Source organism: Psychrobacter sp. TB67, from assembly GCF_000511065.1.
Classification (GTDB): domain Bacteria; phylum Pseudomonadota; class Gammaproteobacteria; order Pseudomonadales; family Moraxellaceae; genus Psychrobacter; species Psychrobacter okhotskensis.
Window position 1 is genome coordinate 1 of sequence record NZ_AYYA01000052.1, and the last position, 20,819, is coordinate 20,819.

The following is a 20,819-nucleotide window of genomic DNA, read 5'->3' on the forward strand; positions in this document are numbered from 1 at the left end:
TATAGTCACCTGACCACAAAAATGTTATAAAATAAATCAACTAAACGATTACCACAATAAATAACCATGACTTACTCCCTAGATTTTCGCAAACAAGTCTTAAAAAGCTTAGATGAGGGCATGACCTTTGCTGAAGCTGCTGTTTTCTATGATATCAGTCCAACGACTATCCAGAAGTGGAAAAAGCGTCTTCATAGTAAAACCACTCGATATATTAAGCCCTACAAAATAGAGGATGAAGCCTTAGCTCAAGATGTCAAAGACCACCCTGACGATTATCACTATGAGCGAGCACAGCGTTTTGATTGTAGCCCAACAGGCATCAGTAAAGCCTTAAAGCGTATTGGTGTTAGCAAAAAAAAAGACACTTGAGCATCCCAAAGCCTGTCCTGTGAAAAGAGCGACTTATCTAGCCAAGCTTAACCACTACATTGCTCAAGGCTTTGCTATTGTCTATATGGACGAAAGTGGGTTTGAGAGTGAAACGATGCGTCCTTGTGGTTATGCACCCATTGGTAGCCCCTGCATTGGCAGTTACAATTGGCAAGCCAAAGATCGAACCAACGTCATTGGTGCACTATATGGCAAAACGCTGTTTGCACTCAATTGCTTAAAGACCAACATTAATAAAAAGATTTTCTATCACTGGTGCAAGTTCACGCTGATACCAAAGCTTAAGAGAAAATGTGTAATCGTTATGGATAATGCAGCCTTTCATAAGCGCGTTCAAAAGCTGCTTAACAGGCATGGTCACAGGCTATTATTCTTACCTCCTTATAGTCCTGACTTAAATCCCATCGAGAAAAAGTGGGCTCAAGTGAAGTTTTTACGCCAAGGTTGGATGGAAAATGACTTATCTAAATTGTTTTATGATATTCATCCAAAACATAACTCTTTTGTAGTGCAGTGACTATATCATTTTCTTCAACTAGGAATTGCTTTTATACTTTCGCTACCGATCGCCCTTAATCGTGAGATGAAAGATAAGGGTGCAGGTCTCAGAACCTTTCCCTTGGTAAGTATTGCATCGTGCGCTTTTATGCTAGTCGCTGTAGATATCTATCACGGATCAGAGCCTGAAGCGAGAATCATGTACGCGATTATTACGGGTATGGGTTTTATCGGTGGTGGTGCTATTTTTAAAGGCGACAATACGGTAAAAGGTACAGCAACGGCAGCGAGTCTATGGAATACCGCTGCTATCGGCATTTCCGTGGCTTATGGGCGGTATGAGATTGCAATAATACTGTCCGTTGTCAACTTTCTAATCCTGCAATTTTCAGAACCATTCAAAGCAAAAGATAAGCTGGAGTAGTTACTCTATTTGGTTCCAGCTGACATCCTCAACACAAGGACGTTTAGAATTACCCAAACCCAAAAAGCAGTTTTAATTAAGTAAGCTAGTATAGTCAATCCAGAATAAAATTGGTACAACCCATATCATGAAACAGCTTAGGTAAATTATTCTCCATCCACCCTTGTCGTAGAAACTTAGCCTGTGCCCATTTTTTTTAATAGGGTTTAAATCAGGGCTGTAATGGATGATAATGATATGAATAACCAGACCCTAAAAGGCGAATGGAACCAAGTCAAAGGTTCAGTAAAACAAAAGTGGGCAGATTTAACAGATGACGATCTCACCCATATTGAAGGTGATCGTGATAAATTGGTTGGACGTGTCCAAGAGCGTTATGGTCATTCAAAAGAAGATGCTGAACGTGATGTAGATGAGTGGCGTAACCAAAATAAATATTGATTATTATGTTTTTAATAGTCATACCCTAAAAATGCAAAAAGCCCGTGACTATGGCCACGGGCTTTTTTAGTCAATGCTTTTAGTTAGGCGAGTAAAGATAAAAGGCTCGATTGTAGGATAGGCTGCCGCCGTCAAAAATGGGATATTTTAAGATAATGATTAGTCGGAGCACTTCAAACTGCTAATAACCTTATAGGAACCCTTTAATATTTACTGGATTGCGCGACTTCCCATACTTACTGCACGCCATCTGCCGGTGTCTTATCTAGGTTTGAATTATTTTCGTTGATATAGACCGTATCATCAGCCTTTTGGTCATTTCCATTACTAGAATAGTATGCTGTACCTCCTGCACCTTCTATCTCCTCTGTAGACTCAGTCGTCTGATCTTCAGCCTCGCTCGCTGTTTGCACAGGTGTCATCTCACTAGACTCTGTATTAGTAGCAGGCTCTTCTGTCTCACTACTGCAAGCACTGAGACCAAATAAACTCGCCAAAAATACTATGCATAATTTATTTTGAATCGATTTAGTTAAGACTGATGTTTTCATTTCAATATCCTTATTGTAGTTAAGACATAAAGATTCAAGAGATCGACTTTGTAACTATTCAAAATCGACTGTAAAGTACGGTCATACAATAATTTAATTGAGCTAACTTCAGTATCAGCACAATCCTTTATTGTTTTTTTTATTTTCTATTTTTTTATTGTTATCGTTATGCTTTTTGAAAAAATAATGCTCGACTAACGGGTTAAATATAGCAAGCAGATTTAGCATCTTCAGGTAGGAAAAGGTAAAAGTTTGTTATCTTGTGTACCACATGTTTTTAAAAGGATATGTGATGTTTATAGTTAAGGATGATAGTGTGTTAAAAAGCATGCTAAGAAAATAGATGAAGGATGAAAACTGTGCTCGAATAAGACCACGGTGTACTTTGTCAAACACAGTTCGCAAAGCATGTGCTCAAGTTATACAAACTATTAAGACTGCTATAGTCGATTCAATTTAAAAGTAGTACAAGGCAACCGAGTGTAGATGTATAAGTGATACTTCAAGCGAGGTTAACGCAGTAATACTTTTATAGTGGAATGACTGTAACTGAGCCAACAGACTATCTATAGTATTAATTATTCAGTCTTACCCAGACAATCTTAATCCATAAATAAGGATGTATTATGAGTAAGTCTGATCAAAATCCTAATTCTGCTGTCAATAAGCATAATACCCCTTCGATTCGTGATCCACTTGAAGAAAAAATCACCCCCGGCAACAGAGTTTGATGATCTTGCAGTAAATGAGTTCGCCGGATATCAGTTGCGCATTGATGATGGATTGGTCGAACGACCAAGCGAATACTCCCTGGCTGAGTTACGGGCGATGCTGCAGCAGGAGCAAATTACAACCCATTTCATTTCTGCATTCAAGGTTGGAGCGATGTCGCTAAGTGGACTGGCATGCCAATGCGCCATATACTCGACTTGGTTCGTCCGATGCCGAAGGCGCGCTACGCCGTCTTCTACTCTCTCACTGAGGGCGCTCATGGCGGCGTCTACTACGACTGCCACAAAATGGAGAATATGCAGCACGAACTGACTATTCTGGCCCTCGATATGAATGACGATCCACTCAGTGTTCTACATGGCGCGCCACTACGACTGCGGTGTGAAAACGAGCTTGGTTTCAAGATGGTTAAGTGGATTACTGCAATTTAATTTGTCCATGATTTTTCCCATCTCGGCTCAAGTCAAGGTGGTTACAATGAGGACCATGAATTTTATGGCTACAAGATGCCGATTCGATGACGGAAGCGCTCAATGAAGCAGTTATTCCAGCCTTGTATTAGTCAACTATATTTCAATAAATGTCTTTTATAAGTTGTCTAATCTATAGTTGATGAACAGAAGTCTTAGGTGGTTTAGTGTGAATTGTAATCGGTTTAAATATGGTAGTTTAAATGCTTTCTTAAAAAATAAAACATAAATAGCAATCATGTTTAGTGAGTTACAGAACTCACATCAAACAGCACACTCCAGTCACTAGATTTTTACTGTGGCTATGGCACACTTCTTATTAAATTCAATGGCTTAGTATTAGACTTTTTTAGGTCCATATTAAAAATATATTAGAAACCGCAAAGGCTTTTGATACGCAAATTATTTCGAATGTATGGCATATTTGTCTGAAACATGACGCTACATTAAAAAGGAAGAAACGTGACTTCAGGACGAAGCCCCAGCATAAATAGGGAACCTATCTATATCTCGCCAGAAAAATTTGCTGACCATTTATTCCATCAGCAAGAGTACTGTTTGTTTCTAGATATAGATGGCACGTTAGCCGATTTCACACTTAATCCTAAAAACAGCTTCATCCCAAATGCAACCTTAATACTTTTACAAAAGATACAAAACCATGGTGTAAAAATTGCTGCCGTGACAGGACGCAGTTTGGCTGAAGCAAAGCAAATGCTGTTTCCTTTAACATTACCAATCGCAGCAACTCATGGATTAGAAATAGCGTTTGATGATAGCAGTGACCATAATGAAACAAACGTTTTATCTGTTAATATCATGGAACTTGCTGTAATAAGAAAGTCTATTATCCAATCTTGCATTCCCTTTGATGACTTCATCGTAGAAAACAAACCCTATTCTGTCGCCCTCCATTTTCGAAAAAACCCTGCTTTAGCTGATGCGGCTTATACCATCATGGTAGAAAACTTAAAAAGTCATGATAACTGGACATTAAAATCCGGTAAATATGTTTGGGAGGTGGTGCCAAAAGGAGTAAATAAAGGTAGCGCCATTCTAGCTTTACTAAAAAAAATGCAGAGCCCTACAAGTTTTTGTCCTATTTTTATTGGCGATGATATTACGGATGAAGCAGGATTTGTGGCTGTACAAGGTGACAGTAAATTGCTAGAAGACGACTCACAGTTAATAAAAGGGATGGGGATTAAGGTCGGTTGTGAGCCTACTCATGCCAATTACTACGTCCATGACACTCATGAGGTGACTGTTTTACTAGATAGCCTTTTAAGCCTTTGCCAACAACATAATGAGTTAGTAAAAGAAACCGTGAGAGTGAGAGGGAGACACGTGGTATGAGCCGCTTAATCGTCTTGTCTAATCGGGTCAAAATGCCTGATAACAACCCAATGGCAGGTGGACTTGCAATAGCACTGCAAGACGTATTAAACGGAAAATCAGTCGTTTGGATGGGCTGGAATGGTGAAATTGTCGAGCGCTATAATGATGATTATACTAATGAATTTAGTAGTATCAAACAAACTGCTTTATCAGGCGCTGATGCGCCGTGTGCCAATATATTCATCACTTATATGACCACTGCACTTACCACTGAGCAGTATCAGCAGTTTTACTGCGGCTTTGCCAACAATGTATTGTGGCCATTATTGCACGAGAGAACTGATTTAATTAGTCAAGCGCCAGAGGATTACGCAGGCTATCAAACGGTAAATCGCCTTTTTGCCAAACAATTAAAGAAGATTATTGAGCCTGATGATGTGATTTGGGTGCATGATTATCATTTTTTAAGTGTGGCATATCATTGTAGGCAGCTGGGTATTTGCAATCGTATCGGCTTTTTTTTCCACATCCCCTTTGTCTCATTACCTTTCTGGCAATCACTTGATAAAAGCAGTGAGCTCATTAGGCATCTTGCTCATTATGACGTGCTTGGTACACAAACTCAGCAAGGGAGAGCCAACTGCTTTGCTGTATGCAATTATTATTTAAAAGATTTGCTAATAAACGTCTTACATGCCCCGCAAGGTTTTAGTACCTCTACTCAGTCAAAAAATACGCAGGTTATGCTTAACTTAGGTCTAAATTATCCTCACTATTTGCGGATTGATGCCTATCCAATCGGCATAAATGTGACAAGAATACAGCAGCAAATTAGCCATTTATCCTTGCAATATGCTAAAGCCAATCAGAATATAAACACTATAAAATCTGCTGCCCAAAAAATTATTGCGGTGGACAGAATCGATTACTCAAAAGGGTTGTTAAAGCGTTTTTCGGCATACCGCGATTTTTTACAGCAAAATCCTTTATATCAGAATCAGCTGACGTTAGTACAAATTGCCTGTCCTAGTCGCCTAAATGTGCCTACTTATCAGCGTCTCTATGACGATGTGAAAACTGCTGTTAATGATATAAATCAACAGTTCTCACTCAGCAAGTGTAGAAATGATATTTCTGAAAATGAGAATACTATGGGTAGTTGGCAAGCTATCAGCTATTGCGAAAGCGTCATAAGCCACGAGACATTAATGACCATGTTTTGGCAGAGTGATATCGGTTGGGTCAATTCGCTTAAAGATGGTATGAATTTAGTTGCCAAAGAATATATTGCGGCACAAAACCCTGACAATCCTGGCGTGTTATTGCTCTCACGTTATGCAGGAGCGGCCGAGCAAATGCAAGCCGCGATTATTATCGATCCACATAAGCCAAAAAGTATGACAGAGGGTTTAGGAATTGCTTTGAGAATGCCGTTAGATGAGCGGCAGTCGCGCTATCAATCGCTGCTACAGGGACTACAACAAGATGACTTACAGGTTTGGCAGCAGAATTTTTTAAATGATTTGTATGATGTCAAAAAGCATCAAACGGATCGCTTGAACCCTATCTCAGTTCCAATATCTGACTCATAAGGATAATTAGGAGGCCTCATGTTACTGCTAAATGCAAAAAACTCTTTATTATCAGAGATTAAAGCCAGTATAGAAAATAACTTGCTGGCTGATAATCAAGCCATTAGTACACTTAGCTTAACTGATACTTTACGTCATAATATCTTAAAAACCTTAATCACCTATAGCGATAAAATCCCGCATCCGGCAAGTGGCGCTAGCCCTATAAATAGTGAAGTCTCAGGTACGTTGAGCCGTTGGCAGATTCTGGCCTATGTGGCAGGGATTGATTTAACGATTGCAAAATGGTTTGAGTCGCACTTGGATGCGCTAAGTATTTTACATGAAGTAGGCTATGATAAAGCGGATCAAGGGTTGTGGGCCGTTTGGGCAGCAGAAGGTAATCCTATAGGTTATGAGCAAGGAAAAGTCAATGGTACCAAAGCGTGGTGTTCAGGGGCCAATATGGTAGATCATGGACTCATAACGTATCGTAATGCCAATGATCAAGCGCAATTGCTGGTCGTAGATATGAGTCAATCTGGTATTGAGATTGATAACGAGGAGTGGCAGGCGGTAGGGATGCAGGCCACTGATACAGCGACATTACAGTTCCATGAAGTATCGGCTATTCAAGTTGGGAGAGCCAATGAATACCTAGAACGGGTGGGTTTTTGGCATGGGGCAGCGGGCGTTGCGGCTTGCTGGTATGGAGCAACGTCTTACCTAGCAGACTATTTAATCAGTGCTTATCAGCAAAAGCCAAACGATTATAAAGCCATGTATTTGGGTCAAATTAGTACGGCATTGGCAGTTACTCAGAAATATTTTCATTATGTTGCTGATTTAATAGATGGCGAGCCACAGATCAGCCATGAACTTGCCATACGCCAGTTAAGGTCACAAGTTGAGCAAGTCGCTCGCCAAGTAGTGGAGGTTGTCGGACAGGCATTGGGCGCAGCGCCATTTTGTCGCAATGCTCATTTTGCAAGATTGTCAGCCGATCTGCCCGTGTTTATCCGCCAAAGCCATGGCGCTTTTGACTTACAGAAAATCGGTGAGTTAACTAGCGTTTTAGCCAATGAGTTAACAGACAAGCAGGATAATATATGGCAACTATAGTATCTATTAACACTACAAAGCTTATACCCAAAGATGATGCCGTCGCGAATGCTGCTATTTTTGAAGGTAACCATCCGATCGTGGGTGACCGTGTTATTGAAGGTGATGGCACCAGTCAAGAAGCTTGGCAAAATTGGGTAGGGCTGCAAGATTTGACTCAATTGGAGATTACAAAAAGCTTTACGCCCTATCAACGAGTCTGCATCTTCGCCCCGCATCCTGATGACGAAGTACTAGGCTGTGGGGGTCTGTTGCAACAACTGGCAGCAAATGGCAATCCTATTGTTCTTATTCACGTGACCAATGGCACACAAAGTCATCCGAACTCGCAAATTTATTCTCAAGAAAGCCTTGATACTATCCGACCACAAGAAAGTGTTAAAGCGCTGGAAGTATTGGGTGTGGCTAATCAGGTCACGACTATGGCTCTAAATTTAGCAGATGGCAATGTCTTTGCCCAACAAGATCAGTTTCACCAAGAATTATCCGCAATTATTCAACCTGAGGATATTTTAATAACCACTTTTATAAATGACGGACATCCTGATCATGAGGCAACTGGACAAGTGGTCGCTTCATTTGCCAAGCAGCAGCACCTAGCTTGTTATCAAGTATTAATTTGGGCGTGGCATTGGGCAAAACCTGGCGATAGCCGTATCCCTTGGCACTGTGCAATGAGAGTTAATTTAACCACTGAGCAATTACAGCGTAAACTCCAAGCCATCACCTGCTTTAAAAGTCAAATTACTGCAGATGACAGCACGGGAAGCCCACCAATCTTATCGGCGAAAGCGATTGCTAGAATCAGCCAACCTTGGGAAGTCTATTTATATGAGTCACACCCCTAAACCTAAGCCACCAATGGATATCAGTAACTTAGTCGATAGTTTAGAGTATTCTAAAACTGTCTCCGCTGACGGTACTGCTATTAGCAACCAATTAGCTGCTTATTCAGAATCGTATTTTGACGCGTTATATAATGACAATACCGATCCATGGCAGTATCAAACTCGTTGGTATGAAAAACGAAAACGTGATATGTGTCTAGCGATACTGCCGCAATCTCAATATAAGCATGGCATTGAATTAGGCTGTGGCAACGGCGTACTGAGTGAACTATTGGCTCAACGTTGTCATGCTTTGGTGAGTATTGATGGCAATCAGCAGGCGGTGCAACTTGCTAAAGAGCGCTTAGCAGAGTTACCTCATGTTAAGGTGATACAAGGGGTTATTCCCAATAGATTATTGACTTTAAAAGATGCCCTTTGGGATACTTATCTTTTATCGATTAGTACACCTGTTAATGAGCCGCCCTTTGATTTAATTGTCATTAGTGAGATTTTATATTATTTATCACCCAATGATATTGACACAGTAATCGCTTGGACTGAGCAAAACCTTGCTGTAGGCGGTACATTACTATGCTGTCATTGGCGGTATGCTATTGAGGGTTTCACGATGACAGGTGAGACCGTGCACCAGCGCTTGCACGATGTTTTTAATTTCACAAATAATGAGAAGCATCAGGTTACGTTCACTCATCAAAGCAAAATAATAGACAGCGATTTCTTATTAGATGTTTGGCAACGCTCCCCAAGCTCGGTAGCTATGCAAGAAAACTTGGTATGACAAAGTGTAGCATTCAGCAAAATAGGCAAAGGTAGGAGATATGAGAATCGGTATTGTAATTCCTGCTCATAACGAGGCGATGACTATCGCTAAATGTTTAGCATCAGTGCAGGCCGCTATCGAGCAATTGCCCCCAACGATTGAAACATGTCTGCTGGTGGTGCTTGATAGCTGTACCGATGATACGCAGTCCATCGTCAAAGCTATAGGTGTTGATTATCTATGCTGTAACTATCACTGTGTGGGACAAGTGAGAGACATTGGAATTCGTTATGCGATCGAAAATGGTGCGACATGGCTTGCCTGTACAGATGCTGATTCAGTTGTGCCTATGGATTGGTTGGTACAGCAAATTGAACATATTATCTATCAGCCGACTGATATGATTTGCGGCGTGGTAGACATTGATAGCTGGGCACATTTGACGCCGCAAACGCGCGAAGATTATATCGCTCATTATCAAGATAGGATGGGACATCGTCATATTCATGGGGCAAATTTAAGTTTTAACAGCGAGGCTTATTTAGCTGTTGACGGCTTTACGCATCTGCCATGCCATGAAGATGTGGATTTGGTTAAAAAGTTTGAAGACCAAGGCTATGCTATTACTTGGAGCAATCGCGTTCGTGTGCTGACCAGTAGCCGCTTGAAAGCTCGGGCGACAGAAGGTTTTGCAGTGTTTTTAGCTAATCTAGAAAACAATAATTTATATTAATATACTCACTATCAGATTTTACTTACTTATTACTGAATGTGGATATACTTCAAAAATATTAATTAGAAATCCTGTCAAACAAGCTTAATCGACAGCTTACAAACCTCAGACAGCTATATTCATACCAGTAAGTGCGTAAAGTTTAAGAAGGAGGGAGAGGCGTCTTACCTCAATACCTTCAAACTAAATCTTCTTCAACATCATAAAAACTAAAGCATCTTTAATCTAGATCAGGGTCTAGACATTATACACAGGGAGGTAATTAATGGATTGGGCTAGTATTTTTATCTATGACACGACTTGGTCGTTTGCCGCTGAAATCGTCATACGTGTGATAGTGATGTTTGCTATGATTATTTTGTTTCTACGATTCACGGGTAAACGAGGCATTCGCCAACTTTCTATTTTTGAGTTAACTATTATTCTATCACTGGGATCTATCGCTGGTGACCCCATGTTCACTAAAGATTTGCCGCTTATTCAAGCTGTGCTTATCATGGGTATTGTGCTGCTACTTTATAGATTGTGTACTTGGGTTACCGCAAAATATAAGGTTTTTGAGAATTTACTAGAAGGCAAAGCTACTTATATCGTTGAAAATGGCTTGTTTGTACTTGAAGATGTTAAGAAAGATAAAATGTCTCATGATGAGTTCTTTGCTGAAATGCGTCAATATGGCGTGCGTCATTTAGGACAAGTAGAGACAGGATTGCTCGAAACAGATGGTGAGTTTAGTGTACTATTGTTTCCACGCAATGAGACCCAGTATGGGCTACCTATTTTCCCCAAAGAGTTTCAGGCAGCGAAAACCATAGAGAATGGGCAGCCCTACGCTTGTATGCATTGTGGTTATGTGAAATATATATCAGATCTAAATGAAGAATGTAGCCGTTGTCAACACTCAGTAGGTTGGGCTAAGGCTCTTAGTACTAAGATCGTAAATTAAATTCGGCAGAGGCTATCCTAAAAACTGTGTAACTGCTTATAATCCAATAACAGGAGAATAAGCAGTTACACAGTTTTTAGGAAAGGCTCTATTAGCTTTTTTATTTCATTCATCTTTTTATAGACATCAAAATAGGCTTTTTACTTAGCAGTAGTAAGCCTGTTTCCGATGTAATGAGTCTCGCAAATGTGCAACGAGCAGTTTTAACTTTTGATCTGGTTGCCTGGCCTTAGGATATACTGCATACATGCCCAGTTCCTTTCGTGTAAACCGTTGCAAAATCTGAGTAAGTGTATGTTGTTGTATCTCCTCATGGACCAACGCTTGGGGCAAAAAAGCAATGCCTAAATCGCTGAGCGTGGCTTGTTTAATCGCACTAAGATGATTGCTATGAAACCTACCATGGACAGGCATTAATTGCTCTGTGCCGTCTATACATACTGGCCATATGTTGTTAGAGGTATTATCTAACTTATAGATTATGCACTCATGATTGTCTAATTCTTCAGGGGTTTGAGGCGTACCATATCGCTTTAAATAGTCTGGCGTCGCACATATCACCCATCGGCTATCTATAAGACGTCTTGCAATGAGCGATGAGTCTTCAAGCTCAGCGGTCCTTATTGCCAAATCAAAACCTTCTTCTATCAAGTCAACCAAGCGATTGGTAATTTGTAAATCCACCGATATTTCAGGATGTTGTTTACAGAATTCAGCAATAGATTCGCTCAATATCAAATTTGCAGAGACCACAGGCAGGGTTATTCGTATGGTGCCTTTCATATCCTCGCTGTAACCCGTTACTGCATCTTCAGCTTCCTGAAAGGCATGTTTAGCAATTTTAGCTTTGTCGTAAAGCGTCCTGCCGGCATCGGTTAAGCTCAACTTTCTAGTGGTTCTATAAATGAGTTGAGTATTTAAGTTCTCTTCTAATCTTGCAATGCGCTTGCTCACTACTGAATTGGTTAATGATAGCTTTTCAGCGACTTTAGAAAATGACCCTTCCTCAACAACTTGGACAAATAAAACCATATCGTCAGCTTTGACCATACTTGTGCTCCAATTGGCGTAATGCGGATTAGATTATAGCAAAAAAGGAAAATAACATTGTCCATTGATGCAATATATCAATTAATTAACAAGGCGTAGACTGTTTTAGGGCTTTTTGAACATGGGCCATAGACTGTCGCAAGTCGTGCTCGGTTTTGTCTACAAGACGGCTTGGATAAATTAGCAGTCCCTGTTTGTGAATGTTTAATACAACTTAGTCATCATTGAGTCGTCAAAATAAAGGCTGCGATGACTTGGTTCAAGGAAGATCACACAATCAAAAGGATGTAATTTTGAATCAAACAATATATGGGCTGTTGGCATTACTGCCAATCGTTCTCTGTGGTATTTTTCTTATAGGCTTGCAATGGTCGGCCAAAAAAACAATGCCAATTATTTTAGCTGTTACCGCTGCGCTTGCCATTTTTATATGGGATATGACGCTTAACCGAGTGTCATCATCTATTATTCAGGGTTTGGTGATAACTGTCTCGGTGTTGTGGATTGTCTTTGGTGCTATTTTTTTGCTGAATACATTGAAAAATACTGGTGCAATCGCCGTTATCCGTGCTGGGTTTACCAATGTATCGCCAGATAGGCGTGTGCAAGCCATTATTATTGCATGGTGCTTTGGCTGCTTTCTTGAGGGTGCCTCAGGTTTTGGTACAGCTGCCGCTATTGCTGCGCCTTTGCTGGTGGCGATAGGATTTCCAGCGCTGGGTGCGGTGTTGATGGGAATGATGATACAAAGTACACCTGTATCATTTGGTGCGGTCGGTACGCCTATCGTTATTGGGGTAAATAATGGGTTAGATAAAGCGGCCATTAGCGCTCAACTGGCACAAGAAGGACTACAATGGGGCGACTTTTTACAACTGATTACCAGTCAAGTGGCTATCATGCATGGTGTCATTGGTACGTTTATGCCACTTTTTATGGTGATGATGCTCACCCGCTTTTTTGGTAAGAATAAAAGCTGGAAAGAAGGCTTCGCTATTTGGCCGTTTGCGATTTTTGCAGGCTTGGCATTTACAATCCCTTATATGATAACCGGTGTTTTTTTAGGGCCAGAGTTTCCTTCACTGGTCGGAGGTTTAGTTAGTATAGCCATTGTTGTAAACGCTGCTAAAAGAGGGTTTTTAGTCCCAAAAACAACTTGGGATTTTGCGCCTCAGAAAAACTGGCCAAGCGAATGGATGGGTAAACTGGTGGTCAGTAAAGAAGATGTGACGCTTGATTTAACCAGTAAAAAGATGTCTGCGGTTATGGCGTGGTTCCCTTATTTACTCGTTGCAGTCTTACTGGTGTGCTCAAGAGTATTCGCTGGATTTGAATCCTTATTAACCAGTGCAACGTTAGATTTTACGACGGTTTTAGGAGAGGCAGATGTAAGCGCTAGTTTTAGTCCTCTGTACTTACCTGGAGGCTTGTTAGTAATAAGCGCCTTGGTTGCCGCTGCTCTGCAAACTAAAAAACCAGGTAGTGCACTAAATAATGCCTTTAAAGAATCAACTAAAACGGTCTTAGGAGCTGGTTTTGTACTGGTTTTTACGATTCCAATGGTCAGAATCTTTATCAATTCAGGGGTAAACTTATCAGATGTGGCGAGTATGCCAGTCGCCAGTGCCGAGTTGTTTGCGGGTACTTTTGGCAACGCTTTTCCGTTAATTAGTTCTACCATTGGTGCACTAGGGGCCTTTATCGCGGGTTCTAATACCGTTTCTAACATGATGTTTAGTCAATTCCAATATGAAGCCGCCATGAGCTTACATATTTCACCTTCTCTAATCATAGCGTCTCAAGCGGTTGGTGCCGCAGCCGGTAATATGGTTGCCATACATAACGTGGTGGCTGCATCAGCAACGGTGGGTTTACTTGGTATGGAGGGCGCCACACTTAGGCGTACTATTTTACCCACCATATACTATGTGTTGTTCTGTGGCATCATCGTCATGGCCGCCATTTACATTTTTGGTTTTCAAGGGCCCTTAGCATGATGAATGACACACAATCACAAGATAAGGAGCATCATATATCTTCGTCAAATCGCGATTCTCAAGGCATGCTTAGTGCTGATCAAGTACTAGACAAGCTAACACAATTACTGGGTGCTAGTAATGTACAGGCTGATCCAGAGAAAAATGAGCACTATAGAATGGGGTGGCGCTCTGGTGGTGGCAGTGCCTTAGCCGTTTTATTTCCGCAAACACTGCTGGAGATTTGGCGTAGCCTAGAAGTATGCGTTGAAGGCGACTGCATCATTATCATGCAAGCGGCTAAGACAGGTCTGACTGAAGGCTCAACACCGAGCGGTAATGACTACGATAGACCAGTTGTGGTGATTAATACGCTTGCAATGAACCAGTTGTATTTGGTGAATGACAACGAGCAAGTGATCAGCTTGCCTGGTGCGACATTGCATCAGCTACAAAGTCAGCTTAATGCTGTCAATAGAGCGCCTCATTCCGTCATCGGTTCCTCGACGTTAGGCGCGTCTATTATTGGCGGTATATCTAATAACTCTGGTGGGGCTTTGGTCAAAAGAGGGCCCGCCTATACCGAGCTTGCGTTGTTTGCCCAAATAAACGAACAAGGACAGCTGGTATTGGTTAATCATCTAGACGTAGAGCTAGGTGATACGCCAGAAGAAATACTGACTAATTTGCAAAATGGTAATTTTGATAAAAGAGAATTACCTGATAGTGGCAAGCTCGCATCTGACAAAGAGTACATCGCCAGAGTAAAAGACGTTGATGCAAGCACGCCCAGTCGCTTTAATGCGGACAAGCGCAGACTGTATGAAGCCAGTGGCTGCGCTGGCAAGCTTGCGGTGTTTGCAGTACGTCTTGACACTTATCCAATAGCGGCAAAAGAGAAAACCTTTTACATAGGCACTAACAGTGTGAGTGAGCTTGCACAGCTCAGAAGGCAGATACTATCAAACTTCGACAATATCCCTGAAGTGGGCGAGTATATGCATCGTGATATATTTGATGTCTCCGCTAAATACGGTAAAGACACGTTCCTAAGTATTAAGCATCTCGGCACAGATGCCTTACCTAGATTGTTTTCTATCAAAGGCGCTATTGACGCTAAATTTCATAAGTGGTCATGGATGCCAAAGCATTTCACCGATAAAGTCATGCAGTTTATAGCTAACTTATTTCCAAAACATTTACCTGAGCGCATGCTAGCGTACCGTGATAAGTATGAGCATCATCTCATAATAAAAATGAGTGATGACGGGATAGTGGAAGCTCAAGAATTTTTGCAGTCGTTTTTTGCGGCATCAAAAACCGGTAGCTATTTTGAATGTAGTAAAGAAGAGTCAGAAAGTGCTTTTTTGAACCGTTTCGCAGCCGCCGGTGCAGCATTAAGATATGAGGTCATCCATGAAAAAGAAGTAGGCGAGATATTAGCGCTCGATATTGCTATACCACGTAATGAATTAGAGTGGCTTGAAACCCTACCTGAAGCAATTACACAGCATTTAGAAATGAAGTTATATTACGGACACTTCTTTTGTTATGTGTTTCATCAAGACTATATTTTGAAAAAGGGTAGTGATGCTCAATATGTGAAAACGATGATGCTAGAGCTGTTGAATCAACGCGGCGCAAAATATCCTGCTGAACATAATGTCGGACACTTATATGAAGCAGAACCTGATTTGCAGAACTTCTATAAAAGTTTAGACCCAACCAATACCTTTAATCCTGGCATTGGTAAAACATCAAAAAATAAACGCAACTGCTCGTGCTGTGTGTAATAGTTAGTGTAGGCTGAGCTTTATGCTTCAAAAGCAAGTCAGTTCTATTCATTATGATTAAGCATTCTATCGCTGATCTTTATGCTGAAGCACGAGTACAAAGCTAGAATAAAAAAAGATATATCATTTGGCACTAATCAACACACCATTAGAGATTCAAAAATATTACATAGATATCTAACAGCATAAAAAGGGTAAGCGTATGATTATTTCATCTCCAAACGACTACAGGGCTGCTGCCAAGCGCCGACTGCCACCATTTCTATTTCATTATATAGATGGCGGTGCTTATGAGGAATATACCTTAAAGCGTAATGTTGAAGATTTATCAAAAATTGCTCTTAGGCAACGTGTACTGAATGATATGTCACAGCTCAGTCTCGAGACGCAATTATTTAACGAAACCCTATCCATGCCTGTCGCATTGTCACCAGTCGGTCTCACAGGTATGTATGCACGTCGTGGGGAGGTACAAGCCGCTATGGCAGCCGATCAAAAAGGCATTCCGTTTACCATGTCGACGGTTTCGGTTTGTCCGATTGAAGAAGTGGCGCCTAAAATCATCCGTCCAATGTGGTTTCAGCTTTATGTATTAAAAGACCGAGGCTTTATGAAAAATGCCTTGGAGCGTGCCAAAGCGGCGGGGTGTTCGACCTTGGTTTTTACGGTAGATATGCCAGTACCAGGGGCACGCTACCGAGATATGCACTCTGGTATGAGCGGTAAAAATGCTGCTATGCGCCGTTACTTACAGTCTATGACGCATCCGCAATGGGCATGGGATGTAGGGCTAAATGGCCGTCCGCACGATCTGGGCAATATCTCTACTTATTTAGGTAAGCCAACAGGATTGGAAGACTATATAGGCTGGCTAGGTAATAACTTTGACCCCTCTATTTCTTGGAAAGATTTAGATTGGATTCGCGAGTACTGGGATGGGCCTATGGTCATCAAAGGTATTTTGGACCCAGAAGATGCCAAAGATGCGGTGCGTTTTGGAGCCGACGGCATAGTCGTATCGAATCATGGTGGGCGACAGCTGGACGGTGTTTTATCCAGTGCACGTGCTCTGCCTCCTATTGCTGATGCGGTGAAAGGAGAGATTAAAATTTTAGCCGACTCTGGTATACGTAATGGCTTAGATATTGTGCGTATGTTGGCTTTGGGCGCTGATATTTGCATGCTAGGGCGCGCTTTTATTTATGCTTTAGCAGCGGATGGCGGTGCAGGGGTAAGCAATTTGTTAGAACTGCTAGATAAAGAAATACGCGTCGCAATGACCTTGACTGGTGCCAAAACGATTGCTGATATTAATTCTGACTGTTTAGTAAAGCTGGAGAATTAAACTTGAAGCCGTTAGTTTAGTCATCAATCGTAATAATGAAACTCATAATATTGTTGGCTGACTAGGGATAGACAGATATACCATTACAGGAATGGCTGACCCAGTATCACCAAAAAATAAATGATTAATACCTAAAGCTAGCAACGTCTTGGCTGATGAGAAGCGAGAGCTTCGAGATCCACATAAACAGGTTAAATGGCTTACACCATAGAAAACCTACATTTAAGACGGCACGACTATTTTTAATGAATTTGATCAGGAGATCAAGGATGACTATTGATAACCACGTACTACGCGAACGCATCCGCTTATTAAGCTCATTTCTAGGAGAGGCGATTTCTCGGCAAACGGGTGAACAAACGCTTAATACGATTGAAACCCTGCGCAAAGGCTTTATCCAACAACGACGCGCGCCTAACGAAGCGAACCAGCAACAACTCATCGACTTCATAGCCTCATTAGATAACCAAACCTTAAAAAATGTCATCCGCAGCTTTTCTATCTATTTTTTCTTAGCCAATCTAAGTGAAGAGAATTACTTACGAGAACAACGTCAAGCCTTGCGTATGCAATCGGAACATAGCTGGGAAGGCTCGTTTCGGCGTACGCTGCTTGAATGTCGTGAGCGCAATATTGAACCCGCCCAAATGCAAGAGCTGATTGAGCAACTAAAATTTATCCCAGTATTCACCGCCCATCCGACTGAAGCGCGTCGCCGTACGACGATGAATCTATTGCAGAGTTTATTCAAGCATAGCGATGCTTTGAATAATCTTCCTGAAAACAGTTTCGCCTATGAGCAAGCGAAAGAACAAACGGCGCAAACCATTGATTTATTATGGTCATCTGATGAAGTACGCACGCGTAAACCTTTAGTCTATGACGAGATCAATAATGGCCTGCATTATTTCAATGCCAGTTTATTCAGCGCCATTCCCAAAGTTTACCGTAATATTAAAGACGCCATTGTTGATATCTATCCTGAGCTAACAGACTATCCCTTACCGGCGTTCATGAGCTTTGGTTCTTGGATCGGTGGTGACAGAGATGGCAATCCCTTTGTCACTCATGACACCACAGAAATGGCCGTATTGATGCATGCCAATACCGTCTTGCGTCACTATCAAGTGTTGATCAAAAAATTGCGTCGTGAACTGATTCACAGCGATACAATTGTCGCTATCGAACCTGACGTGTATACAAAAATTGAAAGTTATCGTGAGCTCGACAGACGAGTCTTTGATTACAATACTGACGATTACAACAATGAGCCGTACCGAAGACTGTTATCGATTATTCTTGCCAAAATAAAATCGACTAATAGCCATATTCAAAGCAAAGGTAGTGATAGCGAGGCTGAAAAAGATGCTTACACCAATCCGCAAGAATTGTTAGAAGATTTACGCATCATTCGGAAAAGTGTCAATACTCACGATACGGCACATGGCGAAGGCTTATTACTTGATATGATTCGTTTGGTCAAAACCTGTGGTTTTCATTTGGCAGCGCTCGATATTCGTCAAGAGTCCTCTTATCATAGCGAGGTGATAGCCGATATTTTTGCCAATGCCTCTAATCTGCCAGACTATCAAACATTGGGTGAAACCGAGCGCCAAGAGTGGCTAACGCGCTTACTTGAAAAGCCCGGTACACCGCTCATTTATACCGATAACTTGAGTGATAAAACACGCGAACAATTGGCTTTGATGAACTCTGTGGCAACCTTACGTAAACTGGTCGGGCAAGATACTTTCGGCAGTTACGTCATATCAATGACCAATAACGCCAGTCAATTATTAGAAGTGTTACTACTCATGCGCTTTGCAGGCTTATGTACAGTGAATGACGAAGGGCAACTGTCCGCTGACTTACCCGTCGCACCCTTGTTTGAAACCATCGAAGACCTTAAAAATATCGATAAGATTTTACCTGCCGTCTTGGATAATCCGCTTTATCGAGGGTTGCTGCAACACTTAGATAACACGCAAGAAATCATGCTGGGTTATTCAGATTCATCAAAAGATGGCGGTATTATCACCTCTGCATGGCAGCTGTATAGCGCGCAGCAAACCATTAACCGTATCGCTGAGGAATATGGTATCAAAACCCGCTTGTTTCATGGCCGTGGTGGCTCAGTCAGTCGTGGTGGAGGCTCAACCCATAAAGCAATTGCGGCGCAACCTGCCGGTACACTGCATGGGCAAATCAAAGTGACCGAACAAGGCGAAGTTCTTTATGCCAAATATGCCAACACTGATACTGCGGTATTTGAGCTGACCATGGGTATCACTGGCACGCTCAAAGCTTGCTCCTCAAAATTTGTAATACAACCGCCTGAGTTGCCACATTACGAAGCACTCTTTGCGCGTTTAGCAGACGCGGGTGAACAGCATTATCGTCAGCTGACTGACCATACCGAAGGCTTTTATCAATTCTACTCACAAGCGACGCCAGTGGCAGAAATATCTTTATTAAATATTGGTTCACGTCCGTCGCACCGTAATAAAGGCCTACCAAGTAAAACCACTTTGCGTGCCATTCCTTGGGTATTTGGTTGGTCATTAGCGCGCTTTACACTGCCAGCTTGGTATGGCGTTGGCAGTGCACTGCATAGCGTCATCGATGATGAAGCATTAATGAAGGAAATGATTGACTACTGGCCATTTTTTAACGTGTTTATTAGCAATATTGAAATGGCGTTTACTAAGTCTGATATGAGTATTGCTCATGCCTATAGCCAATTATGTGACGATGAGACTTTACGTGAACAGATTATGAAAGCGGTGACTGACGAGCATGAGCTGACTTATTCAGGTTTAAACTCCCTGCTTAATCAGACCTCATTATTGGCGCATCAGCAGAATCTTGCCGCTTCCCTTGAATGGCGAGATGCTTATTTAGATCCAATTAACTATATACAAATCGAGCTGTTAAAACGTGCCAGACAAAAAGATGCTACTGGTAATGACGGTGATCTTGCTGTTGAAGATACTTTAGTACGCAGTATCAATGCTTTAGCAGCAGGTTTGCGCAATACGGGATGATTGCTAGAGAAGTACATTCAGATACCTAAATACATTACTTTACTCTAATCAACTTAGGAAGGTTGAAGAAGTGTAGGGTTAACTAATTTAGACATTCAGCTATACTAGTAGCTGAATGTCTGTATGAGGAACTAATCTTTATCTTTATAAGAAACGTTATGACAAATGATAATAGATGGAATAAGTCAGTTTTTAGTAGTTCCTTTGAGCTCTAGATTACGGATGCAGATGTGGGTGAGTTTCTATCGTCAGGCTGCCTAACTAAAATATATCAAGTTTGTTTATATAGATTTGACTATAGGGGTCAATAATTTTAGAGGCTAAAGATAAAGATCAGAACATGACAATTGCTTTGATAATACTTCAATACAAAGCATGTGGGAATCACCGAATAGCAAGTTGGTGTACTGGCAAGATTTGAACGCATTATTGGTATTAATAAGTACATTGAGCTAAATCAAAAATACACTATAGTCCAAAAATATTTAGGCGTACAAAAACCCCAGGCAGATCGTAAGAACTGTTTAACTATAATAGATAGTGAAGTAGGTCAAAGTAAGAACCGAATAATAAGTTGTAGACTATGTGTTGCTATTGAGCTAGAAGGCATTAAACAGATATCATGAACTCAACACCACACAGCCATCATTTAACATAATATACATTATGCGAAAACAAACCAACGGTTTGAGGGAGATTGGATTAAACCAATTATTACAGTTCATGCTGACTATATTTGCTAACTTAATCTCAATGGTTGCTTTGAATATTGCTTTGAACA

At 41.3% G+C, this 20,819-nt stretch carries 18 protein-coding genes; 16 read left to right on the forward strand and 2 right to left on the reverse strand.

The genetic code is table 11. The annotated features are described in order from the left end of the window. Positions 1-66 precede the first annotated feature (66 nt). From W293_RS0108365 to W293_RS0108380, 4 genes are all read left to right on the forward strand, one after another. Positions 67-372, forward strand: a complete 306-nt coding sequence (locus W293_RS0108365; RefSeq protein WP_025651943.1) for an IS630 transposase-related protein — start codon at positions 67-69, stop codon at positions 370-372. Next, positions 347-910 carry a transposase gene (locus W293_RS16295; RefSeq protein WP_198015433.1) on the forward strand — a complete coding sequence of 188 codons (564 nt, stop codon included), beginning with the start codon at positions 347-349 and terminating at the stop codon, positions 908-910. The genes W293_RS0108365 and W293_RS16295 overlap by 26 nt, the downstream gene beginning before the upstream one ends. A gap of 24 nt (positions 911-934) precedes the next feature. Continuing rightward, positions 935-1,315 (forward strand): MgtC/SapB family protein, encoded by a 381-nt coding sequence (locus W293_RS16300; protein ID WP_051395081.1) that lies wholly within the window; start codon positions 935-937, stop codon positions 1,313-1,315. A gap of 237 nt (positions 1,316-1,552) precedes the next feature. Further along, on the forward strand, positions 1,553-1,756 hold the full coding sequence (locus tag W293_RS0108380; RefSeq protein ID WP_025652005.1) for a CsbD family protein: 204 nt from the start codon (positions 1,553-1,555) through the stop codon (positions 1,754-1,756). A 236-nt stretch (positions 1,757-1,992) separates the two neighbouring features. Here W293_RS0108380 and W293_RS0108385 read toward each other — a convergent pair whose 3' ends face one another. Beyond that, complete coding sequence (locus W293_RS0108385) at positions 1,993-2,307, reverse strand: hypothetical protein (protein ID WP_025652006.1); 315 nt, start codon at positions 2,305-2,307, stop codon at positions 1,993-1,995. Between the two features lie 869 nt (positions 2,308-3,176). Here W293_RS0108385 and W293_RS17520 point away from each other — a divergent pair. The 8 genes from W293_RS17520 to W293_RS0108430 all read left to right on the forward strand — a co-directional run bounded on the left by W293_RS17520 (position 3,177) and on the right by W293_RS0108430 (position 10,830). Beyond that, positions 3,177-3,470 (forward strand): molybdopterin-dependent oxidoreductase, encoded by a 294-nt coding sequence (locus W293_RS17520; RefSeq protein WP_264673011.1) that lies wholly within the window; start codon positions 3,177-3,179, stop codon positions 3,468-3,470. A 501-nt stretch (positions 3,471-3,971) separates the two neighbouring features. Continuing rightward, a complete protein-coding gene (otsB, locus tag W293_RS0108400; protein ID WP_025652009.1) occupies positions 3,972-4,865 on the forward strand; it encodes a trehalose-phosphatase in 894 nt (297 codons plus the stop codon). Next, a complete protein-coding gene (locus tag W293_RS0108405) occupies positions 4,862-6,439 on the forward strand; it encodes a trehalose-6-phosphate synthase (RefSeq protein WP_025652010.1) in 1,578 nt (525 codons plus the stop codon). Before otsB ends, W293_RS0108405 begins: the two co-directional genes overlap by 4 nt. An 18-nt stretch (positions 6,440-6,457) precedes the next feature. After that, positions 6,458-7,540: an acyl-CoA dehydrogenase family protein gene (locus W293_RS0108410; protein ID WP_025652011.1), complete on the forward strand. Its 1,083-nt coding sequence runs from the start codon at positions 6,458-6,460 to the stop codon at positions 7,538-7,540. Continuing rightward, positions 7,528-8,388 (forward strand): PIG-L deacetylase family protein, encoded by an 861-nt coding sequence (locus W293_RS0108415; RefSeq protein ID WP_025652012.1) that lies wholly within the window; start codon positions 7,528-7,530, stop codon positions 8,386-8,388. Before W293_RS0108410 ends, W293_RS0108415 begins: the two co-directional genes overlap by 13 nt. After that, positions 8,372-9,169, forward strand: a complete 798-nt coding sequence (locus W293_RS0108420; protein WP_025652013.1) for a class I SAM-dependent DNA methyltransferase — start codon at positions 8,372-8,374, stop codon at positions 9,167-9,169. Before W293_RS0108415 ends, W293_RS0108420 begins: the two co-directional genes overlap by 17 nt. Positions 9,170-9,209: 40 nt before the next feature. Continuing rightward, the gene (locus tag W293_RS0108425; protein WP_025652014.1) at positions 9,210-9,884 is read left to right on the forward strand and encodes a glycosyltransferase; all 675 of its coding nucleotides are present in this window, start codon (positions 9,210-9,212) and stop codon (positions 9,882-9,884) included. A 265-nt stretch (positions 9,885-10,149) separates the two neighbouring features. Then, positions 10,150-10,830 (forward strand): DUF421 domain-containing protein, encoded by a 681-nt coding sequence (locus W293_RS0108430; protein WP_025652015.1) that lies wholly within the window; start codon positions 10,150-10,152, stop codon positions 10,828-10,830. A 144-nt stretch (positions 10,831-10,974) separates the two neighbouring features. Here the strand turns inward: W293_RS0108430 and W293_RS0108435 are convergent, their stop codons facing one another. Then, positions 10,975-11,880 (reverse strand): LysR family transcriptional regulator, encoded by a 906-nt coding sequence (locus tag W293_RS0108435; RefSeq protein WP_025652016.1) that lies wholly within the window; start codon positions 11,878-11,880, stop codon positions 10,975-10,977. Between the two features lie 293 nt (positions 11,881-12,173). Here W293_RS0108435 and W293_RS0108440 point away from each other — a divergent pair, with 293 nt between their 5' ends. From W293_RS0108440 to ppc, 4 genes are all read left to right on the forward strand, one after another. Then, positions 12,174-13,877: an L-lactate permease gene (locus W293_RS0108440; protein ID WP_025652017.1), complete on the forward strand. Its 1,704-nt coding sequence runs from the start codon at positions 12,174-12,176 to the stop codon at positions 13,875-13,877. 65 nt (positions 13,878-13,942) lie between these two features. After that, complete coding sequence (dld, locus tag W293_RS0108445) at positions 13,943-15,649, forward strand: D-lactate dehydrogenase (RefSeq protein WP_037025212.1); 1,707 nt, start codon at positions 13,943-13,945, stop codon at positions 15,647-15,649. A 202-nt stretch (positions 15,650-15,851) separates the two neighbouring features. Beyond that, positions 15,852-16,994, forward strand: a complete 1,143-nt coding sequence (gene lldD / locus W293_RS0108450; RefSeq protein ID WP_025652019.1) for an FMN-dependent L-lactate dehydrogenase LldD — start codon at positions 15,852-15,854, stop codon at positions 16,992-16,994. Positions 16,995-17,263: 269 nt separating this feature from the next. Beyond that, positions 17,264-20,038, forward strand: a complete 2,775-nt coding sequence (ppc, locus tag W293_RS0108455; protein ID WP_025652020.1) for a phosphoenolpyruvate carboxylase — start codon at positions 17,264-17,266, stop codon at positions 20,036-20,038. The last annotated feature ends 781 nt before the right edge of the window (positions 20,039-20,819 follow it).

Coding starts and splice junctions, on each gene's coding strand:
- W293_RS0108365 (WP_025651943.1), top strand. CDS start 67: ATGACTTACTCCCTAGATTTTCGCAAACAAGTCTTAAAAAGCTTAGAT.
- W293_RS0108380 (WP_025652005.1), top strand. CDS start 1,553: ATGAATAACCAGACCCTAAAAGGCGAATGGAACCAAGTCAAAGGTTCA.
- W293_RS0108385 (WP_025652006.1), bottom strand. CDS start 2,307: ATGAAAACATCAGTCTTAACTAAATCGATTCAAAATAAATTATGCATA.
- W293_RS0108405 (WP_025652010.1), top strand. CDS start 4,862: ATGAGCCGCTTAATCGTCTTGTCTAATCGGGTCAAAATGCCTGATAAC.
- W293_RS0108410 (WP_025652011.1), top strand. CDS start 6,458: ATGTTACTGCTAAATGCAAAAAACTCTTTATTATCAGAGATTAAAGCC.
- W293_RS0108415 (WP_025652012.1), top strand. CDS start 7,528: ATGGCAACTATAGTATCTATTAACACTACAAAGCTTATACCCAAAGAT.
- W293_RS0108420 (WP_025652013.1), top strand. CDS start 8,372: ATGAGTCACACCCCTAAACCTAAGCCACCAATGGATATCAGTAACTTA.
- W293_RS0108425 (WP_025652014.1), top strand. CDS start 9,210: ATGAGAATCGGTATTGTAATTCCTGCTCATAACGAGGCGATGACTATC.
- W293_RS0108430 (WP_025652015.1), top strand. CDS start 10,150: ATGGATTGGGCTAGTATTTTTATCTATGACACGACTTGGTCGTTTGCC.
- W293_RS0108435 (WP_025652016.1), bottom strand. CDS start 11,880: ATGGTCAAAGCTGACGATATGGTTTTATTTGTCCAAGTTGTTGAGGAA.
- dld (WP_037025212.1), top strand. CDS start 13,943: ATGCTTAGTGCTGATCAAGTACTAGACAAGCTAACACAATTACTGGGT.
- lldD (WP_025652019.1), top strand. CDS start 15,852: ATGATTATTTCATCTCCAAACGACTACAGGGCTGCTGCCAAGCGCCGA.
- ppc (WP_025652020.1), top strand. CDS start 17,264: ATGACTATTGATAACCACGTACTACGCGAACGCATCCGCTTATTAAGC.